Source organism: Radicibacter daui, from assembly GCA_030657355.1.
Taxonomy (GTDB): Bacteria; Pseudomonadota; Alphaproteobacteria; order Radicibacterales; family Radicibacteraceae; genus Radicibacter; species Radicibacter daui.
In genome coordinates this window covers 545234-565445 of record CP131057.1, presented here as the reverse complement: position 1 = coordinate 565445, position 20212 = coordinate 545234, and the positions used below count along the sequence as shown (strand labels likewise).

At 65.1% G+C, this 20212-nt stretch carries 16 protein-coding genes; 13 read left to right on the top strand and 3 right to left on the bottom strand.

Annotated features, from left to right (window positions below; translation table 11 throughout):
• Positions 1–48: 48 nt before the first annotated feature.
• Complete coding sequence (locus tag QTL98_RS22340) at positions 49–1098, top strand: dipeptidase (RefSeq protein ID WP_445682354.1); 1050 nt, start codon at positions 49–51, stop codon at positions 1096–1098.
• A gap of 89 nt (positions 1099–1187) precedes the next feature.
• Here QTL98_RS22340 and QTL98_RS22335 read toward each other — a convergent pair whose 3' ends face one another.
• Entirely contained in the window at positions 1188–1997 is an 810-nt protein-coding gene (locus QTL98_RS22335; RefSeq protein ID WP_445682353.1) for an SDR family NAD(P)-dependent oxidoreductase, read from the bottom strand.
• Positions 1998–2221: 224 nt separating this feature from the next.
• On the opposite strand from QTL98_RS22335, the gene QTL98_RS22330 reads away from it, so the two are divergent.
• The 12 genes from QTL98_RS22330 to QTL98_RS22275 all read left to right on the top strand — a co-directional run bounded on the left by QTL98_RS22330 (position 2222) and on the right by QTL98_RS22275 (position 14336).
• On the top strand, positions 2222–2680 hold the full coding sequence (locus tag QTL98_RS22330) for a winged helix-turn-helix transcriptional regulator (RefSeq protein ID WP_445682352.1): 459 nt from the start codon (positions 2222–2224) through the stop codon (positions 2678–2680).
• Between the two features lie 184 nt (positions 2681–2864).
• Entirely contained in the window at positions 2865–4415 is a 1551-nt protein-coding gene (locus QTL98_RS22325) for an ABC transporter substrate-binding protein (protein WP_445682351.1), read from the top strand.
• A gap of 108 nt (positions 4416–4523) precedes the next feature.
• The gene (locus QTL98_RS22320; protein ID WP_445682350.1) at positions 4524–5465 is read left to right on the top strand and encodes an ABC transporter permease; all 942 of its coding nucleotides are present in this window, start codon (positions 4524–4526) and stop codon (positions 5463–5465) included.
• A complete protein-coding gene (locus QTL98_RS22315) occupies positions 5466–6335 on the top strand; it encodes an ABC transporter permease (RefSeq protein ID WP_445682349.1) in 870 nt (289 codons plus the stop codon). It begins immediately after the preceding gene.
• A gap of 56 nt (positions 6336–6391) precedes the next feature.
• On the top strand, positions 6392–7624 hold the full coding sequence (locus QTL98_RS22310) for an amidohydrolase/deacetylase family metallohydrolase (protein ID WP_445682348.1): 1233 nt from the start codon (positions 6392–6394) through the stop codon (positions 7622–7624).
• A gap of 11 nt (positions 7625–7635) precedes the next feature.
• Positions 7636–8655, top strand: coding sequence for an ABC transporter ATP-binding protein (locus QTL98_RS22305; protein WP_445682347.1), 1020 nt, complete (start codon positions 7636–7638; stop codon positions 8653–8655).
• Positions 8652–9644, top strand: a complete 993-nt coding sequence (locus tag QTL98_RS22300; protein WP_445682346.1) for an ABC transporter ATP-binding protein — start codon at positions 8652–8654, stop codon at positions 9642–9644. Before QTL98_RS22305 ends, QTL98_RS22300 begins: the two co-directional genes overlap by 4 nt.
• Before the next feature lie 51 nt (positions 9645–9695).
• Complete coding sequence (locus QTL98_RS22295; RefSeq protein ID WP_445682345.1) at positions 9696–10202, top strand: RidA family protein; 507 nt, start codon at positions 9696–9698, stop codon at positions 10200–10202.
• Positions 10203–10244: 42 nt separating this feature from the next.
• Positions 10245–11450, top strand: a complete 1206-nt coding sequence (locus tag QTL98_RS22290) for an aminotransferase class V-fold PLP-dependent enzyme (RefSeq protein ID WP_445682344.1) — start codon at positions 10245–10247, stop codon at positions 11448–11450.
• 95 nt (positions 11451–11545) lie between these two features.
• Complete coding sequence (locus QTL98_RS22285) at positions 11546–12361, top strand: IclR family transcriptional regulator (protein ID WP_445682343.1); 816 nt, start codon at positions 11546–11548, stop codon at positions 12359–12361.
• Positions 12362–12424: 63 nt separating this feature from the next.
• On the top strand, positions 12425–13336 hold the full coding sequence (locus tag QTL98_RS22280) for an agmatinase (RefSeq protein ID WP_445682342.1): 912 nt from the start codon (positions 12425–12427) through the stop codon (positions 13334–13336).
• Between the two features lie 109 nt (positions 13337–13445).
• The gene (locus QTL98_RS22275; RefSeq protein ID WP_445682341.1) at positions 13446–14336 is read left to right on the top strand and encodes an aldo/keto reductase; all 891 of its coding nucleotides are present in this window, start codon (positions 13446–13448) and stop codon (positions 14334–14336) included.
• A gap of 10 nt (positions 14337–14346) precedes the next feature.
• Here the strand turns inward: QTL98_RS22275 and QTL98_RS22270 are convergent, their stop codons facing one another.
• Entirely contained in the window at positions 14347–17214 is a 2868-nt protein-coding gene (locus QTL98_RS22270) for an ATP-binding protein (RefSeq protein ID WP_445682340.1), read from the bottom strand.
• A 146-nt stretch (positions 17215–17360) separates the two neighbouring features.
• Complete coding sequence (locus tag QTL98_RS22265; protein ID WP_445682339.1) at positions 17361–20201, bottom strand: ATP-binding protein; 2841 nt, start codon at positions 20199–20201, stop codon at positions 17361–17363.
• Positions 20202–20212: the final 11 nt, after the last annotated feature.

Below are 20212 nucleotides of genomic sequence, written 5' to 3'. Positions count from 1 at the left end.
AACCGGGACACCCTCTTGTTTTGAACTTCCCTTCAGGATCGAAAAACGATGTCGACTGCTCCGCTTCCTTCCTTCGATGGCCATAATGACGTGCTGCTGCGGCTGTGGCTGAAGCGCAAGGCCGGCGTGGCGGCGGATTTCGTGCAGGGCGACGGCATCGGCCATCTGGATATGCCGCGCATGAAGGCGGGTGGTCTGCTCGGCGGCTTTTTCGCCAGCTTCGTGCCTTCGGGTGAAATCGGTCCCGGCGATGCTTTTTTGCGCACCGCTGCCGACAAGCCGCCCTCGCTGGAACTGGCGCAGCAGGCAACCGACGAGATGCTGGCGATCCTGAACGAGATCGTCGCGACGGCTGACGGTGAGGTAGTGCTGTGCCGTACGGCGGCCGAGTGCGCCGAGACCATGGCGCGCGGCGCCATTGCCGCCGTGTTCCATATCGAGGGCGCTGAAGCCATCGACCATGATTTCCGCAAGCTGGAGGAGCTTTACGCCAAGGGTCTGCGCTCGGTCGGGCCGGTGTGGAGCCGCAGCAATGATTTTGCCCATGGCGTGCCGTTCCGCTGCCCCTCCTCGCCGGATATCGGCTCGGGTCTCACCGATCTCGGCCGGGAGCTGGTGAAGCGCTGCGATGAGATGGGCATCATGCTCGACATGTCGCATATGAACGAGGCGGGTTTCTGGGATGTCGCCAAACTCTCGACCGGCCCGCTGGTGGCAACCCACTCCAACGCCCATGCGCTCTCCCCGCATTCGCGCAACCTGACCGACAAGCAGCTCGACGCGATCAAGGAGCGGCGCGGCATGGTGGGCCTCAATTTCGGCGCCATGGTGCTGCGGGCCGATGGCGAGCGCAGCCCGGATACGGCGATCAGCCTGATGGCCGACCATATCGACTATCTGGTGGAGCGTGTCGGTATCGACAGCGTTGGTCTCGGTTCCGATTTTGACGGCACCACGATCCCGAAGGAAATCGCCGATGCCCGCGACCTGCCCAAGATCACGCAGCTGCTTGCGGGTCGCGGCTACGACCAGGAAGCCCTGACCAAGCTGCACAGCGGCAACTGGATGCGCATTTTCGGTGAGGCGGTGCGCGGCTGATTTGCCGATCTGAAATGATATGGTATGAATGACAAATAAACAAAACGCCCGCCATCCCCCGGCGGGCGTTTTGCTTTTAACGAGCCTCGTCAGGCAGCCTTCTTGCCGGCCTTGTAACGAGCCGCGGCATCCTTGCGGGAGAGGTTAGGGGCCAGCTTCAGGCGGGCGGCGGTTGCCGCTTCGAACTCGGCGAAGTCCGGCAGCGGCGGGATGGTGATGGCCTCGCCCAGCTCAAGGCCGGTAAGCGCGGCTTCCACCATTTCGTCGACTTCCATCAGCATTTCGGCCGGCAGGCTGTTGATGTCGGTGCCGCCGCGCTCCCAGATTTCGGTGCGGGTGGCGCCCGGCAGTACGGCCTGGACGGTCACGCCCTTGTCGGCCAGTTCACGCTGCAGCGAGATGGTGAGGTTGAGGACGAAGGCTTTGGTGCCGCTGTAGGGGCCACTGAACATCTCCGGCGCCAGCGCCAGCACCGAGGCGACATTGATGATGGTGCCGGCCTTGCGGGCAACAAAAGCCTTCGCGGCGGCATGGGCAAGGCGCAGCACGGAGACGACATTCAGCGAGACCATGGTCTCGACCTTGTCGATATCGACCTCCAGGAAGGTGCCGGCAACGGCCATGCCGGCATTATTCACCAGCACGGAGATGGCGGCATCGTCCTTGAGGCGCTGCTCGACCGCCGCCAGTTCGGCGCGGTCGGTGAGATCGGCCTTCAGCACTTCGGCCTTCACGCCGTGGGCAGCGGAAATTTCGCTGGCGAGGGCGGCGAGACGCTGTGCGTCGCGGGCGACCAGGATCAGGTCATGACCGGCCGCGGCCAGCTTGCGGGCATAGGTGGCGCCGATGCCGGTGGAAGCGCCGGTGATCAGGGCGGTGCCGGAAGCGATCTTGCTCATCTTGTCTCTCCTGTTACGCCAGTCCGCTCGGCGGTGGCTTGCATGATGAAAGTAACTAGCATCATAAAAGTCACAAACTGTGAGTGACGCAAGAGGGGTGTTTGCGGGATTGTGAAGGGCCGCACAGAGCCTGCCCGGCGTTCCGCGGGCGCTTCCGCGAGTAACTTGCATCAAGGAAGTAACGGGCCTATCGTCAGGCCATGCAACACAAGAGCTTTGAAGATATGGCGTGTCCCATCGCGCGCGGCCTCGACAAGGTCGGCGAGTGGTGGAGCATTCTCATCCTGCGGGATGCCTTTTACGGGCTCACGCGCTTCGACGAGTTCCAGAAGAGCCTCAACATCGCCCCGAACATGCTGACGCGGCGCCTGACCACGCTCGTCGAATCCGGGCTCATGGAAAAGCGGCTCTATAATCAGCGCCCGCCGCGCTACGAATATATCCTGACCGAACGTGGCCGCGATTTTCGCCAGGTGATGCTGGCGCTGGTGAGCTGGGGCAACCGGCATTTCGCCCCGGAAGGCAAGGCCATCCAGCTGGTGGATATCGAAACCGGCAAGGAAGTGGAACTGGCCCTGATGGACAAGGTTACCGGCAAGCCGCTCTCGCCGGATTTGCACCGCGTTGTTGCCGGACCGGCCGCGGACGAGCGCATGAAAGAGCGCTTTTCGCGCCAGCGCTGATCCGGAAGCGCGCTTTTAAAAACAACTATTTAGCTTGTTCTGGAAAGGGGTGGCCGCAAGGTCGCCCCTTTTGCGCATTGACGCGGGGTGATTTCCGGAGTCATGGTTAGTTCACAATAATAGTTGATATTCCACAATAAGAGAATATCGACATGAACAGAAACCAGAATGGCTCGGAGGCCTCATGAGACACTCAGCCCGTCTGCTTGCCGCTGCCGCGGTGGCACTGCTTCCCCTATCCGCCAGTTTCTCCGCTCCTGCGCTGGCCGACCCGGTCAAGGGCGGCGTTATCGATGTCGCTACCATCGGCGAGCCGCCGACGCTGGACCCGATGGCCTCCACGGCCGACCTCGTGGGCATCATCTCGCAGCATATCTTCGAGACGCTCTATACCTTCGACAAGAACTGGGCGGTAACGCCGCTGCTGGCCGCCAGCCTGCCCGAACTTTCCGATGGCGGGCGCGTCTACACCATCAAGCTGCGCACCGGCGTGAAGTTCCATGACGGCTCGGTGATGACCTCGAAGGATGTCGTCGTCTCGCTGAACCGCTGGGAAAAGATCGCCAGCCGCGGCAAGCAGGCCGCCACCAACATCACCTCCATCGAGGCGGTGGGCGATGATGCGGTCAAGATCACCCTCAAGGACCCGTACGCTCCGCTCGTCTCGCTGCTGGCCTTCAACAACGCCGCCGCCATTATCATCCCGGCTGCCAATGCGGACCAGGATCCGATGACGACTTTCGTCGGCACCGGCCCCTACATGCTGAAGGAGCGCAAGCCCGACCGGTATATCCAGCTGGCGCGCTTTGACGGCTACAGCTCGCCCGCAGGAGAGAGCAACGGTTATGGCGGTCAGCGCCATCAGTATCTGGACGAAATCCGCTTCGTGCCGGTGCCCGATGCCAGCACCCGTGTGGAAGGGGCTGTTGCCGGCCAGTTCGCCTACACCGACAGCCTGCCGGTGGAATCCTTCGACCGGCTTTCCTCCGGCAAATCCGAGCCCGTGCTGCTGAAGCCGTTCGGCTGGCCGGTCTTCGTGATGAACACCAAGGAAGGTCTCAATTCCGATATCCGCGTCCGCAAGGCCATCCAGGCAGCACTGGCACCGGAAGACATGCTGACGGCCGCCTTCGGCTCGAAGGATTTCTTCTCCGCCGACGGCGCCATGTTCCCCAAGGGGTATGTCTGGCACACCGATGCCGGCACGGATGCTTACAAGCCCGAAGGCGATACCGAGGCAGCCGCCAAGCTGCTGAAGGAAGCCGGCTATGATGGCAGCAAGCGGCTTCGCATCCTCACCTCCCGCCAGTATGAGTTTCACTACAAGATGGCGCAGGTGGCGGCCGAGTATCTGAAGGCTGCCGGCTTCAAGGTCGAGCTGGATGTGGTGGAATGGGCCACGCTGACCCAGCGCCGCCAGGACCCGGCGCTCTGGGACATCTACATCACCCACAGCCCGTTCCTGCCCGAGCCCTCGCTCAACGGCTTCATGTCCGACAGCTCGCCCGGCTGGTGGGTCAGCGACCTCAAGCACAAGGTTGTCGGTGCCTTCAACGCCGAGACCGACCCCGCCAAGCGCGCCAAGCTGTTCGAGGACGTGCAGAAGGCCGTTTATGAAGAGGCACCGATCTACAAGGTTGGCAATTTCAACGCCCTGTCGGCCAAGTCGCCGGCGCTGGAAGGCGTGACGCCGGCCCCGTGGCCCTACTTCTGGAATGCCTGGCTCAAGAAGTAATTTTCTGACGTTGTTGCCTACCCTGTAAACTGGGGGAAGCGTGGGGCAGGGCCCCCGGGCCGATGCGCCGCGCTCCCCCGATTTTTAAAAGATCGGCACCCGACAACAATGCTGCGTTCCGTCTTCAACCGTCTCATTGGCATGGCCATCGTGATGGCTATCGTGGTGACGGTTGTCTTCATCATCGTGCGCATCACGCCCGGCGACCCCGCCGCCGTCATGCTGGGGCCGGAGGCAACAGCCGCCGATATCGCCGCCCTGCGCGACCGGCTGGGCCTCGATGATCCGCTGCCTGTCCAGTTCGGTGCCTATGTGCTCGATCTGCTGCGCGGCGATCTCGGCACTTCCATCTTTCTCAATATTCCGGTGACCGAGGCGCTGGCCCAGCGCGCGGAACCCACCTTCTTTCTCACGCTGTTTTCCTTGCTGATCGCCACGGTGATCGCGCTGCCGGTGGGTGTGCTTTCCGCTTACTGGCGCGGGTCGATCTTCGACCAGATGGCGACCACCCTTGCCATGTTCGCCGCCAGTGTGCCGAGCTTCTGGCTCGGGCTGCTGCTGATCCAGTTCTTTGCCGTGCGGCTTGGCTGGTTTGATACTTCCGGTTATGGCGGGCCGGGCGCGGGTTTCTTCGAGCGCATGCATCATCTGGTGCTGCCGGCCGTTGCGCTCGGCGTCGTCAGCTCTGCCCTCATCACCCGCTTTACCCGGGCCAGCATGCTGGATGTGCTGGGGGATGATTATGTGCGCACCGCCCGCTCCAAGGGCATGGGTGAAGCGCGCGTGGTCATCAAACACGCCTTCAAGAATGCCCTCATCCCGGTGCTCACCGTCATCGGCCTTACCGCTGCGCTGCTCGTCTCCGGCGCCATTGTGACCGAGACCGTCTTCGGTCTGCCGGGGGTCGGCAGCCTCATCGTCTCCGCCGTGCTGCGCCGGGATTATCCGGTCATCCAGGGCGCGCTGCTGGTCGTCGCCGGGCTCTATGTTCTCATCAACTTCGTGATCGACATGCTCTATCTCGCCGTCGATCCCCGGGTGCGCTTCTAGATGTCGGCTATCTCCTCTTCCGCCGCCGGCAGCGGCGAGCGCGGGCTCGTGCGGCGCCTGTTTTCCCGGCCCACCTCGGCTGCCGGTCTTGCCGTGCTGGCGATCATCCTGATTGCGGCCGTTCTGGCGCCCTGGATCACCCCTTACGCGCCGGGCAAACTTTCCATTGCCCACCGCCTGCAGGCACCCGGCATCGCCCATCTCTTCGGCACCGATGATTTTGGCCGCGATGTGCTCTCGCGCATGATTTTTGCCGGCCGGCTGTCGCTGACCGTCGGGTTTTCGGTCGTTGTGCTCTCCAGCCTCATCGGCGTGCTGCTCGGGCTGTTGGCAGGATATTTCCGCAAGCTCGACCGGCCGCTCTCGCGCCTTATCGATGCGATGATGGCCTTTCCGGATATCCTGCTGGCCATCGCGCTGGTGGCGGCGCTTGGCGCCTCGGCCGCCAATGTCGTCATCGCGCTCGGCATCGTCTATGCCCCGCGCCTTGCCCGCGTTGTGCGCGCCTCCACCCTCGTCATCCGCGAGCTGCCTTATGTAGAAGCCGCCAAGGCGCTTGGCGTGCCGACGCCGGTCATCCTCGTGCGGCATGTGCTGCGCAATGTCGCCTCGCCGCTGCTGGTGCAGGGCACCTTCATCTTTGCCAATGCCATTCTGGCCGAGGCCGGTCTTTCTTTCCTCGGTGTCGGCGTATCGCCGGACGTGCCGACCTGGGGCACGATGATCAGTCTTGGCCGGCAATATCTCGATCAGGCGCCGTGGATCATGTTCTTCCCCGGCGGGGCCATCGTGCTGACGGTCTTGTCGCTGCAGCTGGTGGGCGACGGCATGCGCGACCTGCTCGACCCGCGCCTTGCCAAGGATATCTGAGTTTCAAACCCGCGTTACCCGGCCGCCCCGGCGGCCCTACTTACGGACCATTCATCATGGACCACCAAGGTAAAACAGTGACTGACCCACTTTTCCTCAAGGGCGTGCGTCCGGTCGGCTTTCTGGAAGCGGCACCGGTTGGCAGTGACGGCCTGCTCAATGTGCTGATCGGCGGCGATGGCCGGATTGCCGAAACAGGCGCCAGCCTTGCGGCACCCACCGGCGCCCGCATCGTGGATGGCAAGGGGGCCTGGATGTCCCCCGGCTGGTGCGACCTGCACACGCACATCTGGTATGGCGGCACCGACATCTCGCTGCGGCCCGAGCAGTGCGGCGCCCGGCATGGCGTCACCACCCTTGTCGATGCCGGTTCGGCTGGCGAGGCCAATTTCCATGGCCTGCGCGAATTCATCATCGAGCCTTCGCGCGAGAACATCTATGCCTTCCTCAATCTCGGCAGCATCGGCCTTGTCGCCTGCAACCGGGTGAGCGAGCTGATGGACATGCGCTCGATCGATATCGACCGCACCATCGCCTGCATCGAGGCCAACCGGGACGTCATCCGCGGCATCAAGGTGCGCGCCAGCCACGTCATCACCGGCGGCTGGGACCTCGTGCCGCTGAAGCTCGGCAAGAAGATCGCCAAGATCACCAAACTGCCGCTAATGGTGCATGTGGGCGAACCGCCGCCCCTGTATGACGAAGTGCTGGGCGTGCTGACGGCGGGCGACATCGTCACCCACTGCTTCAACGGCAAGGCCGGCGGCTCCATCCTGGAGGATGAGGATCTCTACCAGCTGGTTGAGCAGGCGGCCGAACGTGGCGTGCTGCTCGATGTTGGCCACGGCGGCGCTTCCTTCTCCTTCGATGTGGCGCGTGCCGCACTTACCCGGGGGCTGCTGCCCAACACCATCTCCACCGATCTCCATAACCGCTCGCTGGAAGGCTCGGTCTGGGATCTGGCAACCACCATGTCCAAGCTGCTCTCGCTTGGCATGCCGTTCGAGGCCGTGGTGGCCGCATCCACCACCGCGCCGCGCAAGGCGATCAAGGTGCCGGTCGATAATCTGCTGGTGCCCGGCACGGTGGCCGAGTTCACCCTCTTCGATGTCGAGGACAGCGATCTGGTGGTGCGGGATTCCCAGGGCGCAACCAGCAGCCTGTCGCGCCTCTTCGAGCCGCGTTTTGCCATCATGGGCAACAATCCGGTCACGGCGCATCGCCATGTGCCCAAGGCTGCTGCCGCCGGCGACGTCCACACCTGCCCGCATTGCGGCTGGCAGTCGTGAGGGATGGCCCCATGAGCGCAGAGCTTGCCCCCGATACCATCCTGGCGGTGGAGGACCTCAAAACCTGGTTCTCCACCCGTCGGATGACGGCCAAGGCCGTCGATGGCGTGACCTTCTCGCTGAAGCGCGGTGAGACCGTCGCGGTGGTGGGAGAGTCCGGCTCCGGCAAATCGGTGACCAGCCTGTCGATCATGGGGCTTCTGGCAAAACCCGGTGCGGTTGCCGGTGGGCGCATGCTGTTTCGCGACCGGCAGGGGGCAGTGCATGATCTGGCCCGCCTCTCGCCCCGCCAGTACCGCGCGCTGCGGGGCCGGGAGATCGCCATGATCTTCCAGGAGCCGATGACGAGCCTCAACCCGCTCTACACCATCGGCGACCAGATCGCCGAAATGGTGCGGCTGCATGAGCCGGTCAGCCGGGAAGAGGCGCGCAAGCGGGCGCTGGAGATGCTGCAGCGGGTGGAGATCCCCGCTGCCGCCAGCCGCCTTGATGACTACCCGCACCAGATGTCGGGCGGCATGCGCCAGCGCGTGATGATCGCCATGGCGCTTGCTTGCAGTCCTGCCTTGCTGATCGCGGACGAGCCAACAACGGCGCTCGATGTCACCATCCAGTCCCAGATCCTCGATCTGCTGCGCCGGCTGCAGGCCGAGTTCGGCATGAGCATCCTCTTCATCACCCACAATCTGGGCGTGGTGGCGGAAATCGCGCATGAGGTGGTGGTGATGTATGCCGGCCGGGTGGTCGAGCAGGGGCCGGTCGGCCCGCTCTTCGCCAATCCGCGCCACCCCTATACGAGCGGCCTGCTCGCCTGCATGCCGGATGCCGGGCGCGATCGGGCAGCCGATGGCACACGCAAGGCGCTGACCTCCATTCCCGGCAGCGTGCCGCCCATCACCGCCCTGCCGCCGGGCTGCGCCTTCGCGCCGCGTTGCGACCATCGTATCGAGGCATGCGAGGCGGCGGTACCGGCACTCGGCGCCATCGGCCAGAGCCATTATTCCCGCTGCATCAGGAGTGCCGAGCTGTGAGCCTTGCTGCTGCCGAAAGCACTCAGGCCTGCGCCCCGCTGCTGCGGGTGGAAGGCCTTACCCAGCGCTTCAATCTCGGCGGCGGGCGCGTTGTGCATGCCATCGAGGATGTGAGTTTCGATGTGCCGCGCGGCGCCATCGTCGGTCTTGTCGGGGAGTCCGGCTCGGGCAAAACGACGACGGGCCGCAGCCTCATCCGCCTTGTCGAGCCGACTTCGGGCACGGCGATGTTTGACGGGGTCGATCTCTTTTCGCTCTCCCCGCGCGAAATGCGCCAGTACCGCCGGCGCTTGCAGATCATCTTTCAGGATCCCTATTCCAGCCTCAACCCGCGCCTGACCGTTGCTGCCATCATCAACGAGGCGCTGGATGCGCGGGGCTTCGACAAGGCCCGCGCCGCGCGCAAACAGCGCATTGGCGAGCTGCTGGAGATGGTGGGGCTGCGCGCCGAACACGCGCAGCGTTATCCGCATGAATTTTCCGGCGGGCAGCGCCAGCGCATCGGTTTTGCCCGCGCGCTGGCGGTGGAGCCCGATTTCATCGTGGCGGACGAGCCGGTCTCGGCGCTTGATGTCTCCGTGCAGGCGCAGGTCTTGAACCTGATCCGCGACCTGCAGCAGCGCCTTGGCCTGACCATGCTGTTCATTTCGCATGATCTGGCAGTGGTTGAGTATCTGTGTGACGAGGTGATCGTCATGTATCTTGGCCGCATCATGGAAAAGGGGCCGAGCCAGGCGCTCTATAGCAACCCCCGGCACCCCTATACCCGCGCACTGCTGGCAACCGCCCCGGTGCCGGACCCGACGCGAAAACGCGAGCGTGTGCTGCTGAAGGGCGACATCCCGAGCCCCATCAATCCGCCTTCGGGCTGCGTGTTCCGCACCCGCTGCCCGCACGCCATCGAGGCCTGCGCTGCCACCCTGCCGCCGCTGGAGGCGGTGGGTGCCGGCCAGCAGGTCGCCTGTATACGCCATCACGAACTGGCCTGAGGCTTCGCCCCCGATGCCTTTTGCAAGCAATGGATTTTCTGGAGAGATGACATGACCAGCCCGGCGCAATTCGAGCGCGTTTCTGCCGGCGAGGCGGCAAGCCCCTATGACCGGCTGGCCGCGCTTGGCATCACGCTGCCGCCGCCCCCGCCGCCGATTGCCAATTTCGTCACCCATGTGCAGGAAGGCACGCTGCTGTTCCTCTCCGGCCAGGGCCCGCGCGAGGCGGACGGGTACCTGCATACCGGCCGTGTGGGAGAAGATGTGAGCGTGGAGGATGCCTACCGGCATGCCCGCCTTACCGGCATCAACCTCCTTTCCGTGCTGCATGCAGCGCTTGGTGATCTGCGGCGCGTGCGCCGGGTGGTGAAGCTGCTCGGCATGGTCAATGCCGTGCCGGATTTCGGTAAACATCCCGCCGTCATCAATGGCTGCTCCGACCTCTTCGTTTCGGTGTTCGGCGAGGCGGGGCATCACGCCCGCTCGGCAGTGGGTTTCGGCTCGCTGCCGGACCGTATTACCGTCGAGATCGAGGCGGTGGTTGCTATCCGGGACTAAGGGCGTCCCCTCATCCTTTTCTCTTTCGGGAGCTGGCGGCTGATGTCGCAGACTGCAAAAGATATCCGCGAGACGCTTGGCCTTCGGCCGGTCATCAATGTTTCCGGCACCATGACCTTTCTGGGCGCCTCCATCATCGTGCCGGAAGCCATCGAGGCGATGAGCCGGCTGATGCCGCAATTCGTCGAGATGCCGGCCCTGCATGAGCTGGCAAGCCACACCATTGCACGCCTGACCGGCGCCGAGGCCGGCTTCGTGACGGCCTCCTGCGCGGCCGGGCTGACGCTGACGGTTGCCGCCGCCATGTGCGGCTTCGATCTCGCGGCTATCGAGCGCCTGCCGGACACCACCGGCCTCAAGAACGAGGTGGTGATGCAGATGGGCCATATGGTCAATTACGGCGCGCCGGTGGAGCAGGGCGTGCGCCTCTCGGGCGCCAAGGTTGTGCCGGTGGGGCAGGCCACCAGTGCCCATGCCTACCAGCTTGAGGGTGCCATTACCGACCGTACGGCGGCGGCGCTCTATGTTGTCTCCCACCATGCGGTGGCGTACGGGCAAATCCCGCTCGAGACTTTCTGCGGAGTGGCGCATGCGCGCGGCGTGCCGGTTATCGTCGATGCCGCCTCGGAATATGACCTGCGCGATTTCCTGCGAGCCGGCGCCGACATCGTCATCTATTCCGCCCACAAGTTCCTCGGCGGGCCGACGGGTGGCATTGTTGCCGGCCTGAAGCCGCTGGTGCGTGCCACCTACTTACAAAACCGCGGTATCGGCCGCGGCATGAAGGTGGGCAAGGAGAGCATTATCGGCACCATCGCGGCGCTCGAAGCCTGGGAGAAGCGGGATCATGCCGCTGTGCGTGCCCGCGAGCAGAAGGCACTTGATTGCTGGCTTGCCGCGCTGGAAGGCCGGCCCGGCATCCATGCCTTTGTGGAGCCCGACCCGACCCACAACCCGCTCGACCGGCTGCGGGTCCAGGTCAACCCGGCAGAAGCGCGCATTACCGCCTGGGATCTGGCGGACCAGCTTGCCACCGGCCATCAGCCCGTCATCGTGCGCGATCACGAAGCCGAGCACGGCTATTTCTATCTCGACCCCTGCAACCTGCATCCGGGGCAGGAAGAGATTGTGGCCGTCCGGCTGGGTGAGGAACTTGAGAAGGCGCGTGCCTCCAACAGTCCGCTGGTCACACCCTTTGCCGAACGGTTCAAGCGCAAGGAAGCCGGCGCGCTTGGCTGGCTCGCCTGATTTGAATGGCTGCCCCGCATGTCCCGGCCTTGAATGCGGCCGGGACAGCGTGGAAGATAGATTGTGACCGCTTTATCCAGCCCTGACGGGGAGTGATGAACAAACAGTCCCCCGCCGATCGTGCCCTGACCGGGGCAGACGAAGAAGCACCGGCCCGCCGCTCCCGCGTGAGCGGCATCGACCGCGTGTTGCAGATTTTCGATTATCTGCAAGCTGCCGAACGCCCGGCGACGGCCTACGAGATTGCCCGCGATCTCAAGGCGCCGCCCTCCACCATCTATGTCATCGTCGACGATCTGGTGGAAAAGCACCTGCTTGACCGCGATGGCTCGGGGGCGTTGTGGCTGGGGCCGCGGCTTTATCATTACGGGCTTTCCTATGCCCGCAACCTCGACCTGCTGACTGTCGCCACCCACGAGATGAACGAGCTGGCGCGCCTTTCCGGCGAGACCGTGCAGATCTGCGGGCGCGACGGCGACATGATGGTGGTGCTGGGCATGGTGGAAGGGCAGGGGCCGTTCCAGGTTTCCTCTCGCGTCGGCAGCCGCGTGCCGCTCAACTGGACGGCCTCCGGACGCCTGCTGGTGGGGCATCTGCCGCCGGACGAACGGCGGGAGATTTTCTCGCGCTCCGCCATCGCCTCTCCCACCGGCCGGGCCGATACCGACCCGGGCCATCTGGTGGAGATGGCGGCGCAGGCGCTGGACGAACGGCTTTCCGTGCAGGCCGGCGAGTCTGATTTTTCGGTTGCCTGCATCGCCTCGCCGATCCGCGACATGAGCGGCGCCTGCCGGGCGACGATTTCCATCGTCGTGCCCGAAAGCAAGGTGCAGCAGAAGGACCCGGACCTTGTCGGTCTGGTCAAGGACACCGCCCTCAGGATTGAAGGCCGCCTCGGCTGGAAACACTAGCGATCTGTTTCTCTGCCCTCATCCGGCAGTCCTTTTTTCCAGCCTCCATCGGGATCAGCAAAAATGAGTGGCGGACTTTCTTTTCTGGGCCTTCCCGGTCAGCTGGCAGAGGGAGAGGTGCTCCGCGCCGTGATCTACAGCGCGGCACATGGCAGCACCTATCCCGGCAAGGACAGCAGCGGTTATGCCCTTGCGGCCGACGCCATCCGGGCCGCCAGCCAGGAAGATGCGGCGCTCATGGAGCACTGGGATTTCGATCTCGGCGGCCTGCTTTTTGACGGCAAGCCCGTCAGCTGCGTCGATGCCGGCGATGTGCCGACCACCCTGCATGACAATGCCGGCAACCGGGCCCGGATCGAGGCAAAGACGCGCGAGGTGCTGGCCGCTGGCGCGGTACCCATCCTGCTCGGCGGCGATGATTCCGTGCCCATTCCCTTCTTTGCCGCCTTTGCCGACCATGGCCCGGTCTGGCTGCTGCAGATCGATGCCCATATCGACTGGCGGGACGAGCTGCAGGGCGAACGTTACGGCTATTCAAACCCGATGCGCCGGGCGAGCGAGATGCCCCACATCGCCGGCATCGTGCAGGTCGGCATGCGCGGTGTCGGCAGCGCCCGTATCGAAGAGCTGGAGGCTGCCCGGCGTTATGGCAGCCGAATTGTGACCGCTCGCGAGATTCACACAAAGGGGGTTGGCGCGGCCTTGCAGCATGTTCCGGAAGGCGCACGGGTCGTCATTACGCTTGATTGCGACGGTCTGGACCCGTCCGCAATGCCGGGCGTGGCCGCGCGCAGCCCGGGAGGGCTCACCTACACCCAGGTGGCGGACCTCATCATCGGCGCCGGTCAGCGGGCGCGGATCGCCGGTTTCGATCTGGTGGAACTCTACCCGCCCGCGGATATCGATAACCTGTCGGCGCTGGTAGCATCGCGCCTGCTTGTTGTCGCGATCGGCACGATCGCCAGACAGGCGTGATAAGGCTGAACCCTTAACTGCCCCGCTGAAAGCGCTTGCAGGACAAGTGCCGGGCGCACTAACCCTTTCGCCATTGGGCAGAATTCTCAAATAAAAAGGGGCGAGGGGCATGGAGCGGGTCGGAATTGCTGCGGGCGTCGAGTTCTCCCGTCTGGTCTATGGCATGTGGCGTCTTGGCGATGATGCCGACACCTCTCCCGCCTATATCCGCGCCAAGCTGGAAGCCTGTCTCGACCAGGGCATCACCACCATGGATCACGCCGATATCTATGGCGGCTACGGGGTCGAAGAACTGTTCGGTGCTGCACTTAAGGGCACAAGCCTGCGCCAGCGTATCGAAATCGTCACCAAATGCGGCATCGTGGTGCCGGCTGGCCGACATGCTGCGGCGCCCTGCAAATATTATAATACCGGCGCGGCCCATATCCGGGCGTCGGCCGAACAGTCGTTGCGCCTTCTCGGCACCGACTATATCGACCTGCTGCTGATCCACCGGCCCGATCCCTTCATGGATCATCATGAAACCGGCGCCGTGCTGGATGCGCTGGTGGCGGAAGGCAAGGTGCGGGCGGTTGGTGTTTCCAACTTCCGCCCGTGGGATCTCTCGCTCCTGCAATCGGCAATGAAGAACCGCCTTGCCACCAACCAGATCGAACTCAGCCTGATGGCGCATCAGCCCTTCGTGAATGGTGATCTGGCAGCCTGCCAGCAGGCCGGCATGCCGGTGATGGCCTGGTCGCCGCTTGGTGGCGGCCGGTTGATGGCCGGGGCGGAGGGCGCCTTGCCGGCGATACTGGACCGGTTCGCCGATGCCCATGACGTTGACCGGGCCGCCGTCGCGGTGGCCTGGCTGCTTGCCCATCCGGCGCGCATCCTGCCGGTGCTCGGCACCAACAATCTGGACCGCATCCGTACGCTGTCGGAAGCCCTGAAGGTGAAGCTCAGCCGTACCGACTGGTTCCAGCTTTATGAGGCAGCAACCGGCCAGCCGGTGCCCTGAGCGCGGCGCCTTAGCCCGCAGCCTGCTGCAGCGGCCTATACTGGCGCAGCTTGCCGGCGAGCGCGCGGGCGGCGGCAAGATCGCTCGTCAGCCAGGCGCTGTCGCAGCGGGCAAGCACCATGTCGATCAGGGCGCTTGCCTGTGAGGCTTCGCCCCTGCTCTCCATCAGTCCTGCCAGGGTGGTGGCGGTGCGCAGCTCCCAGGAGCGGGCGCCCTGCTGGCGGGCGAGGTCGAGCGAGCGTACCAGCAACGCTTCGGCCATGGCCTGCGCTTCGCTGTCAGACCGCGCCATCAGATGCAGCGCCTGGGCGCGCAACACCTCGGGAGCGCACCAGCCGACGGCTCCCTTCCTTACCCGCGCCACGGCTTCTTCACTCACCAGTTCGGGGGCCAGGGTTGCCAGCATGTCGATCTGCTTGGCGCCGAAGATCGGCAAGGTGGAAAGCCCGGCAAGCGGCCTCGGCCGGGCGCGCAAGGTCAGCACCGTATCGAGATTGTGTGCCCATGAAGCCCAGAACGGGGAGGCATTCTGGTCGGCGCACCGGCGCAGCCGGTCGTTGAAGTCGCGCGCCCGCTCATCTTCCCCGCTCCAGAGCGCAACCGGACCGGCAGCCATGGCAAGTGCCTGGCAGTAGGCGAAGAAATTGTCGCCGAGGGCCCGCTCCAGACACTCCTCCACCATCTCGGACGCCTCAACCACCCGGCCCTGAATCCACAGGATGCGGGACAGCAGGATGCGCATCGACACCTGATGGTCGACATGGATCGGGGCGTTGTAGGTGGAGCTGACCAGAACGGTGTCGATCGTCAGCATCTCGCGCGCCAGCCGGTCGGCCGTGGCATGATCGCCGAGGAAGTGGCTGGTCTGCGCGTCCATGCGCCGGCTGGTCAGCGCGGCCCGGTTCATGTTCTCCCGCATGCCCGGCAAGGCCTGCAGGCGCCGGATGAAATCGGCTGTCGCCGGATAGTCACCAACACCGAAGGCCCACACCCACATGCCCATCAAGGCATCGGCCTGATAGGCGGTATCGCCAATCTGCCCGGCAATTTCCAGCACCCGGTTGAAGGCCCGGGTAACGAGCGGGCTCGGCCCGCTGATCTGCTGGGTAAGCTGGCCCAGCGAAATATTGAGGCGCATTTCCAGCCGCGGGTCGCTATGGCCGCTTTGCGCCAGAGCGGCAAGCGCCCGCTCTACCCATTGCCGGTGTTCTTCAAGCAGCGAGAGCTGGAAGGCCAGCGGATTGGCGGCGCTGACGAGATCGAGCCCGAGCATCAGCTCGCCCTCAGCGGAAAAAGCCCATTCCAGCGCCGCACGGATATCGTTGATGAGCGGTGCATAGCGGGCAAGCCAGGCCGGGCGGCCCAGTTCCGGCCACTCCCTGTCGGCGGCTTCCAGCCGGCTGAGGCAATACTGGCAATGCCGGCGGGCGATCTCGTTTGCTTCCCCGGCCTCGGCAAGACGGCTTGCTGCATAGGCACGGGTAATGGCGGAGAGCCGATAGGCCGGTTCTTCCCCTTCAATGGTGATGCCCACCAGGGACTTGGCAACCAGCTCCCCCATGGTCTCCAGCAATGTGCCGCTTCCTGTGCCTGCCGGATCGTCGCCGGCGATGGCAATCACCTCGGCCAGTGTAAAGGCGCCCTGCAGGCAAGACAGCCGTTGCAGCACCCGCTGCTCCATGCCGGTGAGGGTTCTGTGGCTCCAGTCCAGTGTGGCACGCAGCGTCTGATGGCGGGGCAGAACAGTGCGGCGGCCATGCGAGAACAGCAGCAGATGGCTGTCGAGGCGGTCGGCCAGCCCAAGCAGGCCAAACAGCTCCACCCGCGCGGCGGCCAGCTCGATGGCAAGCGGGATGCCGTCAAGGCGGCGGCAGATATCGATCACCAGCGGGACATCTGCATCGGCAAGCTCGAACCCGTCGGCGGCCGCCATGGCGCGTTCGATGAACAGCAGAGGGGCCGGCCAGGAGAGAAGCTCGTTCGCCCGGGGGCGGGCATCGGGCGGCGGCAGGTCCAGCGAGGGCAGGCGGTGCACCCACTCCCCTTCAGCGCGCAGGGATTCCCGGCTGGTGGCCAGGACATGCAGCCTGGGTGCGGCGCGCAGCAGATATTCGCTCAACTGGGCTGCCGCCTCGATCACGGGCTCGCAGCTGTCGAGCACCAGCAGCAGTGACTGATGGGCCAGATGAGCCGCAAGGGCACGCAGCGGCTCGCCGGCCGTAGCGGAGCGGCCGAGGGCGGCGGCAACCGTGCTCGCCACAAGTTCCGGTCGGGTCAGGGTCGACAGGTCGACGAAATGGATGCCCTGCGCATACTGGCCAGCCAGCTGCTCGGTAACGGCAAGAGCTGCGGCGGTCTTGCCGATGCCGCCGGGGCCGATGAGGCTCACGAACCTGCGGGCGCTCAGCTGGCCGCAGATCTGGTTCACGCAGTCGTCACGGCCAATCAGGCGGCTTGTATGTGTTGGCAGGACATGAGACCGGGGGGCGGACAGAGCAGGGGGGTGTGCCTTCGCTCCGGAGTTTTGGGTTTCCTCAACCAGCACCGGGGCGACGAAGCAGTAACCGCGCCCCACCATATTGACGATGTAGCGGTTTCCCGACCGTCCGTCGCCGAGGACCCGCCGCAGTGCGCCGATATGGACGCGCAGGTTGGCTTCCTCGACAAAAGTGTCCGGCCACACGATGTCGACAAGTTCGGTTTTGCCCAGTGTCTCGCCGCGCCGCTCCACAAGCGCAATCAACAGGTCGAGCGCCCGGGTGCCCAGACGCACGGGCCGGTCCTCTTCAAGCAGCAGCCGGCGGGCCGGTACCAGACGGAACGGGCCGAAGCAGAGTGTCCTTTCCTGGCCGGCGCTATGAGGGATGTCGGCTCTCATTCGTCAGGCTTGCTCGGCTCGCAAGGGGCGGTTGTGGCGAGGCGGGAACAGGCGACGGCGGTGACAGGCCGGCCGTTGCATCTTCCCCCTCCCGGAAGCGGCATCATGCCTCAATTCTGTGACGCCAGATAGAACGCACATGCTCTCTAGAGCCCGGCCGCGCCAAGCCCTTCGAGCAGGGCGGCGGCTTCGGCAAGGTCGCGTGTGCCAAACCCTTCGGAAAACCGTTCATAGACCGGTGCCAGAACCTGCCGGGCAACCGCGCCTTGTCCCGCTTCCTGCTTCAGCCGGGCGAGGGAGGTTGCGGCTCGCAGTTCCCAGGAAAGGGCCTGATGGCGCCGGGCGAGCGCCAGGGAACTGAGAAGAAGCGACTCTGCCCCCTCGTTATCCCCGGCCTTCAGCCGCTGCAGTGCCCGGGCGCGCAGCGTCTCCGGGGCGCACCAGCCAACCAGTCCCCGCTGCACGCGGGAAACCGCTTGCTCGGTCAGCAAATCGTCGGCAAGCGTGGGCAGGAAATCCACCAGCGTGGCATCGCCTGCTGCCCGGACCCGCTCGAGGGTCCGCTGCCGCGCCAAAGGGCTGCGACTGCCCAGAATTTCGAGGACCAGCTCGGCCCAGTTGCGCCAGTAGGCCGAGGCATGGCGGCTCGAGAAATCATGAAGATCATGTGCGAGCCGGGCGGCATGGGAATAATCGCCCCGCCACACGGCGACGGGCAAGGCGGCCAGGGCCATGGCGTGGCAGTAGCCGGCGGCAAAATCATGCTCGGTGGCCGCCAGGGTCTGGGCCGCGAAATCGGCCGCCTGATCCGGATTGCCCAGCATCCAGTGACTGCGGGCCAATGTCATGCCCATCACGACCCGCCGGCTGATGTGAGTGGTGCCGCCGTCGGCGGCCAGATTGGCGCGCTCGGCCAGATAAAGATTGTGGGCGGCATGCTGGCGGGCTTCGTCATGGCGGCCAAGGCAATGCAGGATGATGGCCTCTGATCGTTCGGCACTGGCCAGTTCCAGCTGGTCGAGCGTGGAGCGGGCAACATCGCGGATCATCACGGCGTATCGCAGCGCCTCGGCATATTCGCCCCGGGCAAAAGCCCAGCTCCACATGGCGCGGCAGGCAGCCACCCGTTCTGCCGGTCCGGCGCCGCTGCCGGCCAGATCATAGGCGCGGGTAAAACAGGCGGTTGCCTCCTCGCTCAGCCCTTCCTGCAGGACGAGCAGATGGCCATGCACGCAGTTGAGGCGGATTTCGGTGGCGAGATCCGTCCCGTAGCGCAGGACGAGCGCAAGGGCCCTTGCCGTATGGTCCAGAAACTCGCGGGCGAGCGAAAGCTGATAGCCCATCGGGGCGGCGGCACAGGCAAGCCGGATGGCAAGTTGCGGATCGTCAGGCCGCGCAAATGCCCAGCTGAAGGCGGCGCGTACATCGCCTATCATCGGCCGGTGTCGCTCGATCCACTGGCGGCGCGACAGTTCGGCGAGCTGCCGGGTTGCCAGCTCCAGCCGGCCCAGCACATAGGCGGCATGGCGTGCACCATAGACAGCCGTCTGGCCCTGGGCAGCGAGCTTTTCCGCCGCATAGGCCCGTGTCGCCCGCTGCAGCCGGTAACAGCGGCTTCCCTGGATGATCTCGCTCATCAGCAGGGATTTTGCCGCCAGCCCCATCACGGCATCGACGACATTGTTTTCCGACAGCGCGTCGCCGGTGGCGACGGCCGCAGCGGCCTCCAGCGCAAAACTGCCCTGAAAGACGCTGAGCCGGGCCAGAACGATCTTCTCGACCGACCCGAGCAGCTCAAAGCTCCAGTCCAGTGTCGCGCGCAGGGTCTGGTGACGCGGCAGGGCGGTGCGCCGGCCCTGCGTGCGCAGCAGGAGCCCGTCATCCAGCCCGCGCGCAAGGCCGGCAAGGCCGAGAAGGCCAGTGCGGGCAGCCACCAGTTCGATGGCGAGCGGGATGCCGTCCAGCTGCCGGCAAAGTCCTGCAACGGCCGGCAGGTCCTCGGCCGTCAGCGGCACGTTTGCAAGGCTGGCCGCAGCCCGATCGAGGAAAAGCTGTACGGCGGGTGCCTTGCGAAGATCAGCATCCATGGGCGCAGATGTTGACGTCTGGTCTTCCGGCGGCAGTCCAAGGCAGGCGAGGCGGTGCACCCACTCCCCTTCGGCACGCAGCGGCTCCCGGCTGGTGGCAAGGATAGTCAGGCCGGGCACCTGGCGTAACAAGCCTTCAGCAAGGGCAGCGGCGCCCTCGATTACCGGCTCGCAGCCATCCAGCACGAGCAGGGTGGGGCGGCGGGAAAAATGGGCCACAAGATTGGGCGCCGGATCCTGCGTCAGCACCGGCAGGCCAAGGGCGGAGGCCACCGTGCTGGCGACATTGCGGCCCGGTGAAAGTTCGACAAAAAACACGGCGCCGGGAGAGGCCGCGGCCCGCTGGTGCGCAAGTTCCAGGGCGAGCGCCGTCTTGCCGATGCCGCCAGGGCCGACAAGGCTGACGAAGCGGCGCTGGCCGAGCTGCCGCTCGGTAGCGGCAATGGCCTCTTCCCGCCCGAGCAATGCCGTGAGGCGTACCGGCAGCGCTGCCGCAACATCCAGTGGAGAAACATCGTCCGGCACTGCGGGCTCGTCGATGGCAAGCGGCTGCCCCGCCGCCGTCCGGGTCACTGCGCCCACGAAGCTGTAACCACGGCCAATGATGTTGACGATATAGCGCGCACCGTCGCGGCCATCGCCAAGCGCCTTGCGCAGGGTGCCGATATGGATGCGCAGATTGGCCTCATCGACCATCTCGTCGGGCCAAACGCGCCGCAGCAGCTCCTCCTTGGCACAGATCTGGCCTGCTTCTTCGGTCAGCGCGACCAGAAGATCGAAGGCACGCATGCCAAGCTTGACCGGGCCGGCCTGTCCCAGCAGTTGCCGCTTGTGCGCCAGCAGGCGAAACGGACCGAAGGCGAGGACCTCGTCTTCCCTTTCGTCATCCGTTGCGCTCACCTTTACCCCGC